Genomic DNA, 16,799 nt, shown 5'->3' with positions numbered 1-16,799 from the left:
GCGCGGGCCAGCTCGTACGCGGCCGGGGAGGCGGACAGGGTGGCCACCGCCTCGCCGAGCAGGGCGGTGCGCCGCGGGCCGGTGGCGACCTCGGCGGCCAGGCGCAGGGCCTGGCCGATCGCCGACGGCGCGCCGAAGGCGCGGGCGCGGCGGACGGCGTCCTCGGCCAGGGAGCGGGCCCGCTCGGGCTCGTCGGGGGCGAGTGCCTGGGCCAGGTGCAGCTGCCAGGGGCACCAGGAGGGGTTCTGGATGCCGCGCGGCGTCAGGCGGCGGCCCACCGCCTCCAGTTCGGCCGCGGCCGCCTTGCGCTCGCCGCGGGCCAGCAGCAGTGCGGCGTGGACGGTCTGGGAGTCGGGGAAGACCACGGCGGCCGGGAAGGGCTCGCCGTAGTCGTGCTCCCGCGCGAGCTGCCAGGCCTGGTCCACCCGGCCGCGGGCGAGCAGGATCTCGATCAGGATGGTGACGGCGTACCAGTGGACGGGGGTGCGGCGGCCGACGCGTTCGGCCAGCCGGAGGCCGGCCAGGGCCAGTTCCTCGGCCGCCGGCAGCCGGCCGCTCCGGTAGCGGATGTAGGCGCGCAGGCTGTACGCGAAGGACAGGTGGGCCCCGCGCCATCCCTGGCGTTCGAACTCGGCGGTGCCGGCCTCGAAGAGTTCCTCGGCGCGGTCGGGCCGGTCGGCGTAGAGGTAGGTCAGGGCGACGAGCACGGGGACCTCGAAGCCGCGGTCCTCGTGGGCCCAGCTGAGGCCGTGCTCGCCGAGCGCCCGGGCGGCGTGGCCGAGGGCCACCTCGGCGGGCTCGCCCCGCAAGGTGGCGTCCCAGGCGCGCAGCCCGATGACGTAGCGCTCGGTGAGGTCGCGGCCGGTGAGCCGGTCGGCGAGCCGGGCCAGGCGGCGGGAGCGGGCCGGGGAGTCGGGCTCGTCGGCCCGGAAGGCGTCCCACATGAACTGCTCGGCCTGCAGGCGCAGCCGGGCGCGGGGGTCCCGGGTGCGCGGGATCTCCCCGCCGAGGGTGGCCGACGCCTCGGCCAGCCGGTCGGTGTGGGCGAGGACCTGGGCCAGCCGGATGACGATGCCCTGGCGCAGCCCGGGGTCGTCGAAGGGTTCGGCGAGGGCGTCGCGCAGGTGGTTGACGGTGTTGGCCGGTTCGGTGAGGAGGGAGGCGCAGCCGAGCTCGTACAGGACGGCCGCCCGCTCGTCGAAGGCGGGCGGCTCCCGCAGGGCCCGGGCGAGCTGGCGCCGGGCGGCCTCGGGCGCCCCGGCCCGCAGGTTCTCGGCCGCGGCCTCCCGCAGCGTCCGCACCACCCAGGGGTCCCCCTCGGGATGCGTCTCCAGCAGGTGCCGCGCGGCGGCCCCGGCGCCGAGCCCGGCGTCCACGACGGCCACGGCGGCCCGGCCGTGCAGGGCGACCCGCAGGGCGTCGGGCACGGCCCGGTAGAGCGCGGTGGCGATCAACGGGTGGACGAACTCGAGCGGCGCCTCGGGCTCGGCGGCGGCCGCGGATGCCGCGGGCCCGGTGGGCGCGGCCGCGCCGGGCCCGGCGGCGGGTGACAGTACGCGGGCCTCGCGCAGGCGTTCGGTGGCGGCTTCGGCCTCTTCGGGGCCGACGGCGGCCACCCGCGCGGCGAGGTCCTGGGGGACGGCGGTGCCCAGGACGGCGCAGGCCCAGGCGAAGCGCACGGTGGAGGGGCCGAGGCGCTCGATCCGGGCGGCCAGGGCGCCGCCCCGCTGGGCGGCGGCCAGGTCGTGGAGCAGCGGGGCACTGGTGGCGACGGGGTCCAGGCCGCGGGCGTGGACCTTGGCGGTGAGCTCGACGGCCTCGAAGGGGTTGCCCGCGGTGACGGCCCAGGCCTCCTGGCAGAACGCGTCGTCGGCGTGGCCGCCGACGCTCTCGCGGACCAGGGCGCCGACGGCCGCGGGGCTGAGCGGGGCCAGGGCGAGGGGGCGGCGTCCCGCCCGGCCGGGCAGGGTGCGGAACGCCTCGGCGTGGGCGGGCAGTTCGTCGGGCCGGTAGGCGACGACGAGCAGCAGCGGCAGGTGTTCCGTGCGCGGGGCGTACGCGGCGAGCCAGCCCAGGGACTCGGCGTCGGCCCAGTGGGCGTCGTCGAGGAGGAGGACCAGCGGGGCGCGCTGCGCGACGAGGTGGGTGAGCACCCAGTCGAGGCCGTCGCGCAGCCCCTGGGGATCGGGCGGAGCGCCGGCCACGGGGGCGCACAGGCCCAGGGCGGGTCCGACGATGGCGTACCAGCTGCCGAGGACGGCGCGCAGTTCGTCCTGGGAGCCGTTGGCGGCGAGGTGCGGCTGGACGAGCTGGCGGGCGACGTGGAAGGGCTGGCTCTGTTCCTGCTCGCCGCCCCGGGCGGCGAGGACGGTGCAGCCCGCGGCGTGGGCGCGGCGGCGGACCTCGGCGAGGAGGCTGGTCTTGCCGAGTCCGGCGGGGCCCGACAGGGCCAGCAGGCCGCCGCCGGTGTCGGCCTCGTGCGGCGCGGCACCGGTGAGCCGGGCCAGGGCCTCGTCGACGCCGGCGAGTTCGGCCTCGCGTTCGAGCAGGTTCCGCCGCGTCCGGGCCCGGCGATCCGTCATGGCTGGTACCCCCCACACCGGTTCGGGGAATCAGCGTACGCCCGCGCACGCGCGCGCGTACCCCGATGATCACAATTGCGCCGGGTCCGGTGCCTACGCCGACCTCGCGGCCAGCGCCTCCAGGACGGCGACCGCCTCGGCGGCCCGCTCCTCGGGCACGAACAGGTGGTCGTGGTGGAACCCGGCGATCACGTTGCAGCTCAGCCCGTGCGCCGCGAGCTCCGCCGCGAAGGCCCCGGTCAGCCCGACCGCGTCGAGCGCGGAGTGGACGCGCAGGGTGATCCACCCGGCGACGTAGTCGTAGCGCAGCCCGGCGGCGTCGGCGGTGTCCTGCGGCAGCACGAGGGTGATCCCCTCGGGCTCCAGCACCGTGGCGACGGGGTGCAGCCCCTCGGGGACGGCGGTCTCCCCGGGGAGGGTGCAGAAGACGAACCGCCCCTCGTTCCACTCCGGCCGCATGCCCCTCAGCAGGGCGCCCAGGTCCCTCTCCGCGCTCATGCGGCCAGCCTATCCGCCCCGTCCGCCGTCCGGCCGCGGACCGGCCGGTGGCGGGGCGGGGGCGAGGCGGCCGCGGGGGCGCGAGGCGGCCGCGGGGTCGCTCGCGCCCCGCCCCGTACGGCGGGCGGGCCCGACGGCGGGCCTACGTCAGGTCGAACTCGCCGCCCCGGGCGCCCAGGACGAACCGGCGCCACTCGTCCGGCGCGAAGATCAGTGAGGGGCTGCCCGGCCGGCCGGCGTTGCGCATCGCGACGAAGCCTTCGACGAAGGCGATCTGAACGTCACCGGCCCCCTTGCTGCTCGACTGCCAGTCCGCGTCGCTGAGGTCCAGGTCGGGCTTGCTCCACCCGCCGACGGAATGGGACGTCATGCTCTCGGCCACGTGCGTGCTCCTCCCGGTCGTCGTCCGGGGGCCAGGTTAGCCATGCCCGGCGGACGACCGACAGGGCCTCTTTCGGGCCCGGCCGACCGTGATCGGCCACTCAGGTGGCCGGCCGCTCGCTGCCCACCAGCCACATGGCGAAGAACTGCGCGCCGCCGCCGTACGCGTGTCCGAGTGCCCGCCGGGCGCCCGGCACCTGGTGCTCGCCCGCCCGGCCGCGGACCTGCAGGGCCGCCTCGGCGAAGCGGATCATCCCCGAGGCCCCGATGGGGTTGGTGGAGAGCACCCCGCCGGAGGGGTTCACCGGGAGGTCGCCGTCGAGTTCGGTGACCCCGGCCTCGGTGAGCTTCCAGCCCTCGCCCTCCTCGGCGAAGCCGAGGTTCTCCAGCCACATCGGCTCGTACCAGGAGAACGGCACGTACATCTCGACGGCGTCGAGCTCCCGGCGCGGATCGGTGATCCCCGCCTGCCGGTAGACGTCGGCCGCGCAGTCCTTGCCGGCCTGCGGGGAGACGAAGTCCTTGCCCGCGAAGAGCGTGGGCTCGCTGCGCATGGCACCGCCGTGCACCCAGGCCGGCGGGCGCGGCGAACGGGCCGCGCCGGTCCGGTCGGTGAGGACCATGGCACAGGCGCCGTCGGAGGACGGACAGGTCTCCGAGTACCGGATCGGGTCCCACAGCATGGGCGAGGCCTGGACCTTCTCCAGGGTGAGATCGTGCTCGTGCAGGTGCGCGTACGGGTTCTTCAGGGCGTTGCGCCGGTCCTTGTAGGCGACGAGGGAGCCCACCGTGTCCGGTGCGCCGGTGCGGCGGATGTACGCGCGCACGTGCGGGGCGAAGAAGCCCCCGGCACCGGCCAGCAACGGCTGCTGGAAGGGCACGGGCAGGGACAGGCCCCACATGGCGTTGGACTCGGACTGCTTCTCGAAGGCGAGGGTGAGGACCGTCCGGTGCACCCGGGCGGCGACGAGGTTGGCGGCGACCAGCGCGGTCGAGCCGCCGACGGAACCGGCGGTGTGCACCCGCAGCATCGGCTTGCCGACCGCGCCGAGCGCGTCGGCCAGGTACAGCTCCGGCATCATCACGCCCTCGAAGAAGTCGGGGGCCTTGCCGATGACGACGGCGTCCACGTCGGACCAGGTGAGTTCGGCGTCGGCGAGCGCCGCGAGCGCCGCCTCGCGGACCAGCCCGGCGATGGACACGTCCCGGCGCGCGGCGACGTGCTTGGTCTGGCCGATCCCGACGACGGCCACGGGTTCCTTACTCACGGGCATCCCCTTCCAGGACGGCCACCAGGTTCTGCTGGAGGCAGGGGCCGGACGTGGCGTGGGCCAGGGCCCGGTCGGACGCGCCGCGGTGGATGCGGGCGGCCGCCTCGCCGATCCGGATCAGGCCCGCCGCCATCATGGGGTGGGCGGCGAGCGCGCCGCCGGAGGGGTTCACGGTGACGTCGTCGGCCAGGCCGAGGGCCTTGCGCAGGACCACCTCCTGCGAGCTGAACGGCGCGTGCAGCTCGGCGGTGTCGACGGGCCGGTCGAAGGCGCCGGCGCGTTCGGCGGCCAGCCGGGTGGACGGGGAGTCGGTGAGGTCGCGTACGCCGAGCGCGTGCGCCTCGATCCGGTGGTCGATGCCGGTGATCCAGGCCGGCCGGGCGCACAGCCGGCGCGCGGTGTCCCCGGCCGCCAGGACCACGGCGGCGGCGCCGTCGCCGACGGGCGCGCAGTCGCCGGTGCGCAGCGGCCGCACCTGGTAGTCACCGGGCGGGACCGTGCCGCGCAGCTGGGCGTGCGGGTGGTGCGCGGCCGCGGCGCGGTTGCGGGCGCCGATGGCGGCGAGGGCGTCCTCGTCGGTCTCGCCCGCGTCCACGAGGGCCTGGGCCTGGAGGGCGGCGAGGGCCACGGAGTCGGGCCAGAGCGGGGCGACGTAGTAGGGGTCGAGCTGCCGGGTCAGCACGTCGCGCAGCGAGCCGGGAGAGGACTTGCCGTACGCGTAGACGAGCGCGGTGTCGGCCTCGCCGGTGCGGATCTTGACCCAGGCCTCGTACAGCGCCCAGGCGCCGTCCATCTCGACGTGCGACTCGGAGATGGGCGGCCAGGCGCCCACCCCGTCGAGGGTCATGGTGAAGGAGAAGGGCCGGCCGGCGAGGTAGTCGCTGGAGCCGGAGCAGGTGAAGCCGATCTCGCCGGTGGTCAGGCCGGTGTCGGCGAGCACCCGGTGCAGCACCGGCATGAGCATCTCGACCTCGCTGAGGTCGTCCGTGCGGCGCAGGTGGTCGCTCTGCGCGAAGGCCACCACCGCGACGTCGCGCGGGTCCCTGCCGTGTGCCATCAGAGCAGCTCCTTGTACGTGTCGTACGCGGCGTCCGGTTCGCCGGTGGGGCGGTAGTGGTCGGGGTGGCGGCCGCCGTCGGTCCACACCGGCTCCACCCGCAGGCCCATGCGGACCTGGTCGTAGGGGATGCCGCCGATCCGGCCGTGCAGGGCCAGGTCGGCGCCGTCCAGGGCGATGTGGGCGTAGACGTAGGGGACCTCGATGTCGAGGTTCTTGGCCTTGATGTTGACGATGCAGAAGGTGGTGACGGTGCCGGCGGGGCCGACCTCGACCTGTTCGGTGGTGGCCACCCCGCAGGTGGGGCAGGCGCCGCGCGGGGGCACGTAGACCTTGCGGCAGTCGGGGCAGCGCTCGCCCACGGTGCGTCGTTCGCCGAGGGCGTGGAGGTACGCGCTCTGGGCGCGGCCGGGGCTGTAGGTGTAGTCGAGGCGGGCCTCGGCGACGATGCCGGTGACGGGGTCGGTGAAGACCCCGTCGTGCGGGGCGGGCGCGACGGCGGGCGCGCCGCGGTCCTCGTCCGGCTCGAAGCAGGCGATGTCGGTGATGGCGCCGGTGCGTTCGGCGGCCCAGCGCACGCGCACCCGCATGCCGGTGGAGACGGCTTCCGGCCCGGGGGCGTCGAGGGCGTGGAGCAGGGCGGTGTCGGCGCCGTCCAGGCGGACCAGCACCCAGGCGAACGGGGTCCGCAGCGGCTGCCGGCGGCGGGGGTGGTCGTTCCAGGCCCAGGTGGTGACGGTGCCGGTGGGCGCGACCTCGACCAGGTCGCGCAGTTCCTCGGCGGTCACCGGGTCGTACTCGACGGGCGGGACCATCACCCGGCCGTCGCCCGTGCGCACGCCGAGGACGACGCGTTCGCGCAGGCCGGTGAGGAAGGCGCTCTGCACGGGCCCGAGGGAGCGGGTGAAGGGGAACTCGACGACCAGGGGTGCGCTCAGCACCTCGGGGACGGGCGCGGCTGGCATGGGCGGCTCTTTCGTGGTCTGACGCGGCCGGCGCGGCACGGCACCGCTGGGCTGCGGGCGGGCGTTCGGACGGGTGCCGGGCTGCCGGCTGCCGGCGGCGCACGGCGGCGGACGGCGGCGCACGGCGGACGGCGGACGGCGGGTCAGGCGCGGCGGTAGACGGGAGGGCGCTTCTCCGCGAAGGCGCGCGCCCCCTCCTTGGCATCGGCGGTGTCGAAGACCGGCCATCCCCGCTCCAGTTCGGCGGCGAGCCCGTCGGTCTCGGTCAGCTCCGCGGTCTCGTAGACGGACGCCTTGACGGCCTCGACGGCGAGCGGTCCGCAGGCGTTGATCTGCCCGGCGATCTCCAGGGCCTTGTCGAGCGCGGCACCGTCGGGGACGACGTGGCCGACCAGCCCGATGGCGGCGGCCTCGGCGGCGCTGTACGGCCGGCCGGTGAGCAGCATCTCCAGGGCGTGGGTGCGCGGCACCTGCCGCGGGAGGCGGACGGTGGAGCCGCCGATGGGGAACAGCCCGCGCCGGACCTCGAACAGGCCGAAGGTGGCGCTCTCGGCGGCGACCCGGATGTCGGTGCCCTGGAGGATCTCGGTGCCGCCGGCCACGCAGTAGCCCTCGACGGCGGCGATGACGGGCTTGCGCGGCCGGTGGTGGCGCAGCATGGCCTTCCAGTGCAGGTCCGGGTCGGCCCGCAGGCGCTCGCGGTAGTGGTCGCCCGCCATGCCCTGGCCGGCCAGGGCCTTGAGGTCCATGCCGGCGCAGAAGTCGCCGCCGGCGCCGGTGAGGACGACGGAGCGGATCCCGTCGTCCGCGTCGGCCTCCAGCCAGCCGTCGTACAGGCCGACCAGCAGGGGCAGCGAGAGCGCGTTCTTGGCCTCCGGCCTGTTCATGGTGAGCACCAGCGTGGCGCCGTGGCGCTCCACGGTGAGGTGTTCGGTCCCACCCATTGCCGTCCTCCCGTCTCAAGACCTAGAACAGGTTGCAGGAGGGGGCGGAGCAGTTCAAGGGTTTTCTGACACCCAGTCAGTTTTCTTCTCCGGCGCCCTTCCGTGTTGTGCCGAGCGGCGCTCTAATGACCGCCATCGGATGCCCGGGGTCAGGAGGAACGGTGGAGTACAACCTTGCCGACCTGTTCGAATCGGTCGTCGACGCGGTCCCGCGGCGCGAGGCGCTCGTCCACGTCGACCACCCCGGGAGCGGGGCCGAGCGCAGGCTGACGTACGGGGAGCTCGACGCCGCCGCGAACCGGATCGCGCACCACCTGCTGGCCGCCGGACTGCGCAGCGGCGAGCACGTGGGACTCCACCTCTACAACGGCGTCGAGTACGTCCAGACGGTGCTGGCCTGCCTCAAGGCGCGGCTGGTCCCGGTCAACGTCAACTACCGCTACGTGGAGGAGGAGCTCGCCTACCTCTACCGCGACGCGGACCTCGCCGCGCTGGTCTTCGACGCGGAGTTCACCGAGCGGGTGGCGGCCGCCGCGCCCCGGGCCCGCACCCTGCGCCACCTGGTCCGGGTGGGCGCCGCACCCGCGGACGCCCCGGCCCTGGACGCCGTGGGGTTCACCGAGGCGGAGGCGGGCGGATCGCCCGCGCGGGACTTCGGGCCGCGCTCGCCCGACGACCTCTTCATCATCTACACCGGCGGCACCACGGGCATGCCCAAGGGCGTGATGTGGCGCCAGGAGGACCTGTTCTTCGCGGGGCTGTTCGGCGGCGCGCCCTCGGGCGAACCGGTCAAGCGTCCCGAGGAGCTGGCCGAGCGGGTCGCCGCGGGCGGCGCGGGGCTCACCTTCTTCCCCACTCCCCCGCTGATGCACGGCACCTCCACCCTCACCACGTTCGTCGCCTTCAACTACGGGCAGCGGGTGGTGCTGCACCGCAAGTACGTGCCCGAGGAGGTGCTGCGCACCATCGAGAAGGAGCGGGTCACCAGCGTGTCCCTGGTGGGCGACGCCATGCTCCGGCCGCTGGTCGACGCCCTGCACGGGCCGCTGCGGGACACCGACCTGTCCTCGCTGCTCAGCCTGTCGTCGTCCGGGGCGATCATGTCGGACACCGTGCGCGACCAGTTCCGGGCGCTGGCGCCGAACGTGCTGCTGCTGAACAACTTCGGCTCCTCCGAGTCCGGTTCCAACGGCCGCGCGACCGACGACTCCGGCCCCGGCACGGGCTTCCGGCTGCAGGTCAACGACCGCACCCAGGTGGTCGACCCGGTCACGCACGAACCGGTGCCGGTGGGCGAACCGGGCCGGCTCGCCCAGCGCGGCCACGTCCCGCTCGGCTACTACAACGACCCGGTCAAGACCGCCGAGACCTTCTTCCAGCGGGGCGGGGAGCGGTGGGTGCTGCTCGGCGACATGGCCACCGTCGACGAGGAAGGCATCGTCACCGTGCTGGGGCGCGGCTCGCAGTGCATCAACACGGGCGGGGAGAAGGTGTACCCGGAGGAGGTCGAACAGGCGCTGAAGGCGCACCCCGACGTGTACGACGCGCTGGTCGCGGGCGTGCCGGACCCCCGGTGGGGCAGCCATGTGGCGGCCGTGGTCCAGGTCCGGGCGGGCGCGCCCGAGCCCACCTTGGAGGAGATCCAGACCCACTGCCGGAGCCGGCTGGCGGGCTACAAGATCCCCCGGCAGCTGGTCCTGGCCCCTGCGATCCAGCGCTCGCCCAGCGGCAAGGCGGACTACCGCTGGGCGAAGGCGGTCGCGGCGGAGGCGGCCGGGGTGAGCGCCGGGGGAAGCGCGGAGGGGAGCGCCGGGGGAAGCGCCGGCGCCGGGGGAAACGCGCAGGGCAGCGCCGGGGCGAACGCCGGCGCCGGGAAATAACCGCAGGACAAGCCCGCCGCGGTCGCAGAGAATGCGCGCATGACCGCAACCTCGACGTCTTCCGCACCCACCGACTCCCATCCGGCACCCACGAGCTGGCTGGACAAGCCCACCCTGCACGGCGAGGCCGTCGTCCTGCGTCCCGTCACCGAGGACGACGTGCCCGCCCTGCTGCCGAGCTTCACCGACGCCGAGGGTGCCCGGCTGACCGGCAGCCACGGCACGTTCGACGAGGCGGGGCTGCGCACCTGGTACCGCACCCGGCACGACCAGGACGGCCGGCTCGACCTGGCCGTCGTGGACCGGGCCACGGGCCGGACCGTCGGCGAGGCGGTGCTCACCGCATGGGACCCCGACAACGAGAGCTGCAGCTTCCGGATCGGCCTGGTCCCGGGGACGTACGGGCGGGGCATCGGCACCGAGGCGACCCGGCTGCTCGTCGGGCACGGCTTCGAGGCGCTCGGCCTGCACCGGATCTCACTGGAGGTGTACGCCTTCAACCCGCGCGCCCGCCGCGCCTACGAGAAGGTCGGATTCCGCGTCGAGGGCGTGATGCGGGACGCCCTGCTGTGGGAGGGCGAGCGCGTGGACGCCACGCTGATGTCGATCCTCGCCCCCGAATGGCGGGCCCACCGGGGCCGCCCCGCGACCTGACCCCCATTGAATTGCGCCCCGATCTCCGGCACGCTGCCGAATGATCGGTCGGTCGGATCTTCGGTGAGGTGACGGACGTGCGGGCGGATGGCTTCGAGGGGCTCCCGGGGACGGTCGAGGAGCTGCGGGCGCTCCAGCTGGAGCGGCTGCGGCGTTCGCTGCTCCACGCGTACACCCGGGTCCCGCACTACCGGGAGGCCTTCGACCGGGCCGGGGTGCACCCCGAGGACTGCCGCTCCCTCGCCGACCTGGCCCGCTTCCCCTTCACCACCAAGGACGACCTGCGGGCCCACTACCCGTTCGGGATGTTCGCCGTGCCCCGCGAGCAGGTCCGGCGGATCCACGCCTCCAGCGGCACCACCGGACAGCCCACCGTCGTCGGGTACACCGACCGCGACCTGGAGACCTGGGCCGAGGTCGTGGCGCGCTCACTGCGCCTGGCCGGCGCCCGGTCCGGCCAGATCGTCCACGTCGCCTACGGGTACGGGCTCTTCACCGGCGGCCTGGGCGCCCACTACGGCGCCGAGCGGCTCGGCTGCACGGTCGTGCCCGCGTCGGGCGGGATGACCGACCGCCAGGTGCGGCTCATCCAGGACTTCCGCCCCGAGGTGGTCATGGTGACCCCGTCGTACATGCTCACCCTGATCGACGAGATGGAACGCCAGGGCATCGACCCGCGGAGCACCTCCTTGCGCACGGGTGTCTTCGGCGCCGAGCCGTGGACGGAGGAGATGCGCCGCGAGATCGAGGAGCGGCTCGGCATCGACGCCGTCGACATCTACGGGCTGTCGGAGGTCATCGGCCCCGGCGTGGCGCAGGAGGCCGTCGGGACCAAGGACGGACTGCACCTGTGGGAGGACCACTTCCTGCCCGAGATCGTGGACCCGTTCACCGGTGAGGTGCTGCCCGACGGCGAACCCGGCGAGCTGGTGCTGACCTCGCTGACCAAGGAGGCCATGCCGGTGGTCCGGTACCGCACGCGTGACCTGACCCGCCTGCTGCCGGGCACCGCGCTGCCCCCGTTCCGGCGGATGGAGAAGGTCACGGGCCGCAGCGACGACATGATCATCCTGCGCGGGGTGAACCTCTACCCGACCCAGATCGAGGAGATCCTGCTGCGCACCCCGGCCGTGGCCCCGCACTTCCAGCTGCGGCTGACCCGCGAGGGCCGGATGGACGCCCTGACCGTACGGGCCGAGGCCCGGCCCGGGGCGGGCGCCGCCGACCGGGAGGAGGCCGCGGCGGCGGTGGCCCGGGCGGTCAAGGAGGGCGTCGGGGTCTCGGTCGGGGTGGAGATCGTCGATCCGCACACGCTGGAGCGGTCGATCGGCAAGATCAAGCGCATCGTCGACCTACGCGACTGACCCTCCGCCGAAACCACCCCTTCGGGCCCATTTACGGGGTTTCACCTCAAGGTTGCGGGGCCCTCCGGGTAGGGGAACAGGTGTGACCTCGACCCTGCGGCACCTGCACGACCGGATCCTGGCCTCGCCCGTCGGGCTGGCCTGGAGCCGCGGCCGGGAGATGGAACTGATGCACCGGGCCATGGGGTTCGCCGCGCTCGGGTTCCTCACGCTGGTACCGCTGCTGGTCGTGGTGGCCGCCGCCGCACCCGGCAGCGGCACCAGTTTCGGCCGCTGGCTGGGTCAGGCGCTCGGGGTGACGCAGTCCTCGCGCGAGCGGGTCGAAATGCTGTTCGGCGCCGCCGACCTGGCACTGGAACGGACCACCGCCTTCGGCCTGGCGGCCCTGGCCGTGTTCGGCCTGACCTTCGGCTCGGCCGTGCAGACCGGCTACGAGAAGGTGTGGGACCTGCCCACCGCCCGCTGGCACACCATGTGGCGGCACGTGGTCTGGCTCGGCCTGCTGGTGTGCTACCTGGGCGTTCTCGTCGTCATCCCGGGCTCGTCGGCGGACCTGCTCGGCTCGGCGCTCGGCACCGTCGGCGACCTGGTCGGCACCTGCCTGTTCTTCTGGGGCTCGCAGCGGCTGCTGCTCGGCGGCCGGGTGCGGTGGCGGGCCCTGCTGCCCGGCTCGGTGGCCACCAGCGCGGGCCTGCTGGGCCTGCGGATCTTCTCGCAGCTGGTGTTCTCCCCGCTCATCGCCTCGAACGCCGTCACGTACGGCCCCTTCGGCACCCTCCTGGTCGTCCAGTCCTGGCTCGTCGGGGTCGGCTTCGTGACGTACGGCGGCGCGCTGGTGGGCCGGCTGGTCCACGAGCACCTCACCCTGCGCCGGCTGCACCACGAGGGCCTCCTGCCGGACGACGGCCCCGCCTGACCGGCGACCCGGCACGGCACGCCACGCCCCGGCACGGGCACGCCTCGCTCCGGCCCGGCACCACGGGGGACGCCGGAAGGGACACCACCCGGGACACCGACGGGACACCGGACGCGATGTTGACAGACGCTCGGCACGCCTGCATGAGTGTGGGGGCACGGCGCACCACCGGCTCCACCAGTAACCACGCTCCACCGCAGGCTACTTGGGAGACACCTTGCCTCTGCGCACCCGCCCCGCCGCGCGCCGCCCGGCGCCACGCCGCCCGGCCTTGCGCCGCCCCGCCCTCCTCGGCGCCGCCCTGCTCGCCGTGGCCGCCCTCACCCCGCAGGCCTCGGCCGCCACCGACCCGGCCGGCTCCCGACCCGACCGGGACGGCCGGCTGTCCGCGATCGTCCGCTACACCGAGTACGGCGTCCCGCACGTCCTCGCCTCCGACTACGCCGGCCTCGGCTTCGGCACCGGCTGGGCCCAGGCCGCGGACCAGGTCTGCGTGCTGGCCGACGGCTTCGCGACCGTACGCGGGGAGCGGGCGCGCTGGTTCGGGCCCGACGCGGCCCCCGACGCCTCCCTGTCCTCCGCCACCACGAACCTCTCCAGCGACCTGTACTTCCGGGGCGTCAAGGACGCGGGCACCGTCGAACAGCTGCTGGCCACCCCCGCGCCCGCCGGTCCGAGCTCCCGGGCCCGGGAGCTGATGCGCGGCTGGGCCGCCGGCTGGAACGCCTGGCTCGCCCAGAACCGGATCACCGACCCGGCCTGCAAGGACGCCGGCTGGGTGGGTCCGGTCACGGAACTCGACGTGGCGCGCCGCGCCTTCGCGATATCCGTGCTCGGCGGCCAGGGACGCGCGGTGGACGGCATCACCGCGGCCCGCCCGCCGAGCGCCACCGCCGCGCCGCCCGGGTCGGCCGCGCCTCCCGGGTCGGCCGCGTCCCCCGGGGCCGCGCCTGCGGCCCCTGACCCGCAGGCCGCCGCCGAGGCGGCCCGGGAGTTCTTCGACACCGGCCGCTACGACCACGGCTCCAACGCCGTGGCGTTCTCCGGCGCCACCTCCGCGAACGGCAGCGGCCTGCTGCTCGGCAACCCGCACTACCCCTGGCAGGGCGGGCGCCGGTTCTGGCAGGCGCAGCAGACCATCCCCGGCGAGCTCGACGTCTCCGGCGCCTCGCTGCTGGGCACCGTCGCCGTCAGCATCGGGTTCAACGACAAGGTCGCCTGGAGCCACACCGTGGCCACCGGCACCCCGGTCGCCCTGCACCAGCTCACCCTGGACCCCGCCGACCCCACGGCGTACCTGGTGGACGGCCGGGCCGAACGGATGACCCCGCGGACCGTGACCGTCGAGGGCCCCGCCGGCTCCGCCCCCGTCACCCGCACCCAGTGGTGGACCCGTTACGGCCCGGTCCTCACCTCCCTCGGCCCGGGCCTGCCCCTGCCGTGGACGGCCACGACCGCCTACGCGCTGGGCGACCCCAACGCGCGGAACCTGCGCGGCACCGACACCGCCCTGGCCCTCGGCAAGGCCCGCTCGGTGTCCGGCGTCCAGGAAGCGCTGGCCCGCACCCAGGGCCTGCCCTGGGTCAACACCGTCGCCGCGGACGCCGCCGGCGGCACCCTGTTCACCCAGTCGCAGGTGCTGCCCCGGATCACCGACGAGCTGGCCGCCGCCTGTTCCACCCCGCTGGGCCGGGCGACGTACCCCGCCGCCGGGCTCGCGGTGCTGGACGGTTCGCGCGGCGCGTGCGCGCCGGGCTCCGACCCCGACGCGGTGCAGCCGGGCGTGTTCGGCCCGGCGCGGACCCCGACCCTGCGCGACGCCCCGTACGCCGAGAACTCCAACGACAGCGCCTGGCTGGCCAATGCCGAGCGGCCGCTGACCGGGTACGAGCGGATCTGGGGCACGATCGGGACGGCCCGTTCGCTGCGGACCCGCGGGGCGGTCGAGGACGTCGCGGCGCTGGCGGCGCGGGGCCGGCTGACCGTGGCCGACCTCCAGGAGCAGCAGTTCGCCCACCGGGTGCCCGCCGGGGACCTGGCGGCGGCCGACGCGGCGCGGGCCTGCGCGGCGCTGCCGGGCGGGACGGCGGTGGCCGGCGACGGTTCCGTGGTGGACGTCTCCGCCGCGTGCCCGGTGCTGGCCGGCTGGGACCGCAAGGCCGACACGGGCAGCCGGGGCGCGCTGCTGTTCGACCGGTTCTGGCGCAAGCTGACGGCGGCCGCACCGGCGAAGGACCTGTGGCTGGTGCCGTTCTCGGCCGCCGACCCGGTCCGCACCCCGCGCGGCCTGAACACCTCCGCTCCCGGCCTCGCCCGGGCGCTCGCCGACACGGTGGCGGAGCTGCGGGCGGCCGGGATCGCGCTGGACGCGCCGCTGGGCGAGCACCAGTTCGTCGTACGCGACGGCCGGCGGATCCCGGTCGGCGGCGGGACGGAGGCGCTCGGCGTCTGGGACAAGATCGAGGCCCCGTGGCGCGCGGCCGGCGGCGGCTACCCGGAGGTCACCCACGGCAGCAGCCACATCCAGGCGGTGGGCTGGGACGGCAGCCGCTGCCCGGTGGCCCGCACCTTGCTGACGTACGGCCAGTCGTCGAACCCGCTCTCGCCGCACCACGCCGACCAGACCTGGCTGTTCTCGCGGGAACGGTGGGTGCGGGCCCGGTTCTGCGAGCGGGACATCCTCAGCTCGCCGTCGCTGAAGGTGGTCGTGGTGCGCGAACGCCGCTAGGGCCTGGTGCCCCCGGCCCCCGCTGGTGCTGCTCGTCCTGGCCGCTCCGCCCGTTTCTACGGGCTGACCGCCAGGAACAGGTACGCGGCCAGGACGACCAGGTGGACCCCGCCCTGGAGCAGGGTGGCCCGGCCCGGTACGACGGTCAGCGCGCCCACCACGACGGTGAGGGCGAGCAGCACCATGTGGGTCGGGCCGAGCCCCAGCACGAGCGGTCCGGTCAGCCACACCGAGGCCAGCGCGATGGCCGGGATGGTCAGGCCGATGCTGGCGATGGCGGAGCCGTAGGCGAGGTTGAGGCTGGTCTGGACGCGGTCGCGACGGGCGGCCCGTACGGCGGCCAGGGTCTCCGGCAGCAGCACCAGCAGGGCGATGATCACACCGACGACCGCGTGCGGCAGCCCCGCGTCGCTGACGGCCGATTCGATGGTGGGCGAGACCGCCTTGGCGTTGCCGACGACGGCCACCAGGGCGACCAGCAGCAGCCCGAGGCTGAGCAGCGCGGCGCGGGCGGTGGGCGGTTCGGCGTGGTCGTCCTGCGAGGGGGCCTTGCCCGTGTCCACGGGGAGGAAGTAGTCGCGGTGCCGGACCGTCTGCACGGCGATGAACAGGGCGTAGAGGGCGAGCGAGGCGACGGCGGCGAAGGCCAGTTGGGCGGTGGTGAACTCCGGGCCCGGCTTGGTGGTGGTGAACGTCGGCAGCACCAGGCTGAGGACGGAGAGGGTGGCCACGGTGGCCAGTGCGGCGCCGGACCCCTCGGCGTTGAAGACGGCCACGCGGTTGCGCAGGGCCCCGACCAGCAGGGACAGGCCGACGATGCCGTTGCACGTGATCATGACGGCGGCGAAGACGGTGTCCCGGGCGAGCGAGGCGGTCTTGTCCCCGCCGTCGGCCATCAGGGTGACGATGAGGGCCACTTCGATGACGGTGACCGCGACGGCGAGCACGAGCGAACCGAAGGGTTCACCCACCCGGTGGGCGACCACCTCGGCGTGGTGGACGGCCGCCAGGACCGCGCCGGCCAGGCACAGCGCGACGACCGCCACCGCGAACCCGGGCAGGTCCCGTCCCCAGCTGAGGACCAGCGCGAGGAGGGAGAGGACCGGGACCACGAGGGTCCAGTCGGTGACGGGGGACTTGCGTGCTGTTGCCGTACTCATGCCCCCCAACCTGCCACGACCGGGTGACTCGGGGCGAACGGCGCGAACGCCGCGAACCGTGAAGGGCCGGAGGGTGCGCCGAACGGACGCGGCCCGTGCGCCGGCCGCGGCGCCCCGGGGTCCGGGGTGCCGCGGCCGGTGCCCGCCCCGGCGGTCGCCGGGGCGGGGTCGCCGGAAGGCGACGGGGCGTCACCCGCAGGCGGCGCGGGTCACCAGAAGACGACGAGGAAGCCGTTGCCGCCGGCCGTGCCGGGCTGGCCGGGCTGGGCGATGGCGCCGCCGGGGCCGCCGTTGCCCCCGACGACGGTGCCGTCCGGGGTGGCGACGATGCCGTCGACCGCGCCGCCGCCGGTGGCCCCGTCGGCGTCCAGGCCGGTGCGGGTGACTCCGCCGGTGCGG

13 protein-coding genes and 1 pseudogene are annotated in these 16,799 nt (G+C 75.2%); 5 read left to right on the top strand and 9 right to left on the bottom strand.

Translation table 11 applies throughout. The annotated features are described in order from the left end of the window. The 7 genes from LG632_RS24400 to LG632_RS24370 form a co-directional block, all read right to left on the bottom strand. Positions 1–2,582, bottom strand: a 2,582-nt coding sequence (locus tag LG632_RS24400; protein WP_226729647.1) for an ATP-binding protein, incomplete at its 3' end; no start/stop codon positions are given. A gap of 93 nt (positions 2,583–2,675) precedes the next feature. Beyond that, complete coding sequence (locus LG632_RS24395) at positions 2,676–3,080, bottom strand: ACT domain-containing protein (protein ID WP_226729646.1); 405 nt, start codon at positions 3,078–3,080, stop codon at positions 2,676–2,678. A gap of 142 nt (positions 3,081–3,222) precedes the next feature. After that, the gene (locus LG632_RS24390; protein ID WP_264202207.1) at positions 3,223–3,450 is read right to left on the bottom strand and encodes a DUF397 domain-containing protein; all 228 of its coding nucleotides are present in this window, start codon (positions 3,448–3,450) and stop codon (positions 3,223–3,225) included. 112 nt (positions 3,451–3,562) lie between these two features. Then, entirely contained in the window at positions 3,563–4,729 is a 1,167-nt protein-coding gene (locus tag LG632_RS24385; protein WP_226729643.1) for a thiolase family protein, read from the bottom strand. Then, positions 4,722–5,789 (bottom strand): thiolase family protein, encoded by a 1,068-nt coding sequence (locus tag LG632_RS24380; protein ID WP_226729642.1) that lies wholly within the window; start codon positions 5,787–5,789, stop codon positions 4,722–4,724. Before LG632_RS24380 ends, LG632_RS24385 begins: the two co-directional genes overlap by 8 nt. Then, positions 5,789–6,754, bottom strand: coding sequence for a Zn-ribbon domain-containing OB-fold protein (locus tag LG632_RS24375; protein WP_226729641.1), 966 nt, complete (start codon positions 6,752–6,754; stop codon positions 5,789–5,791). Before LG632_RS24375 ends, LG632_RS24380 begins: the two co-directional genes overlap by 1 nt. Before the next feature lie 143 nt (positions 6,755–6,897). Next, positions 6,898–7,698: a crotonase/enoyl-CoA hydratase family protein gene (locus LG632_RS24370; RefSeq protein ID WP_226729639.1), complete on the bottom strand. Its 801-nt coding sequence runs from the start codon at positions 7,696–7,698 to the stop codon at positions 6,898–6,900. 161 nt (positions 7,699–7,859) lie between these two features. On the opposite strand from LG632_RS24370, the gene LG632_RS24365 reads away from it, so the two are divergent. The 5 genes from LG632_RS24365 (at position 7,860) to LG632_RS24345 (ending at position 15,240) form a co-directional block, all read left to right on the top strand. Beyond that, positions 7,860–9,578 (top strand): acyl-CoA synthetase, encoded by a 1,719-nt coding sequence (locus LG632_RS24365; protein WP_226729637.1) that lies wholly within the window; start codon positions 7,860–7,862, stop codon positions 9,576–9,578. A gap of 39 nt (positions 9,579–9,617) precedes the next feature. Next, on the top strand, positions 9,618–10,232 hold the full coding sequence (locus LG632_RS24360) for a GNAT family N-acetyltransferase (protein WP_226729636.1): 615 nt from the start codon (positions 9,618–9,620) through the stop codon (positions 10,230–10,232). 77 nt (positions 10,233–10,309) lie between these two features. After that, positions 10,310–11,596 carry a phenylacetate--CoA ligase PaaK gene (paaK, locus tag LG632_RS24355; RefSeq protein WP_226729634.1) on the top strand — a complete coding sequence of 429 codons (1,287 nt, stop codon included), beginning with the start codon at positions 10,310–10,312 and terminating at the stop codon, positions 11,594–11,596. An 82-nt stretch (positions 11,597–11,678) separates the two neighbouring features. Beyond that, a complete protein-coding gene (locus LG632_RS24350; protein ID WP_374203564.1) occupies positions 11,679–12,512 on the top strand; it encodes a YhjD/YihY/BrkB family envelope integrity protein in 834 nt (277 codons plus the stop codon). 217 nt (positions 12,513–12,729) lie between these two features. Then, positions 12,730–15,240, top strand: a complete 2,511-nt coding sequence (locus LG632_RS24345) for a penicillin acylase family protein (RefSeq protein ID WP_374203562.1) — start codon at positions 12,730–12,732, stop codon at positions 15,238–15,240. A gap of 56 nt (positions 15,241–15,296) precedes the next feature. Here the strand turns inward: LG632_RS24345 and LG632_RS24340 are convergent, their stop codons facing one another. Both LG632_RS24340 and LG632_RS24335 read right to left on the bottom strand, forming a co-directional pair. After that, positions 15,297–16,400 carry a calcium:cation antiporter gene (locus tag LG632_RS24340; protein WP_226729632.1) on the bottom strand — a complete coding sequence of 368 codons (1,104 nt, stop codon included), beginning with the start codon at positions 16,398–16,400 and terminating at the stop codon, positions 15,297–15,299. 209 nt (positions 16,401–16,609) lie between these two features. Continuing rightward, positions 16,610–16,799: pseudogene (locus tag LG632_RS24335) on the bottom strand (hypothetical protein); the annotation flags it as partial.

The organism is Streptomyces antimicrobicus, from assembly GCF_020532625.1.
Lineage (GTDB): Bacteria > Actinomycetota > Actinomycetes > Streptomycetales > Streptomycetaceae > Streptomyces > Streptomyces antimicrobicus.
This window is presented reverse-complemented; position numbering and strand designations above follow the sequence as displayed.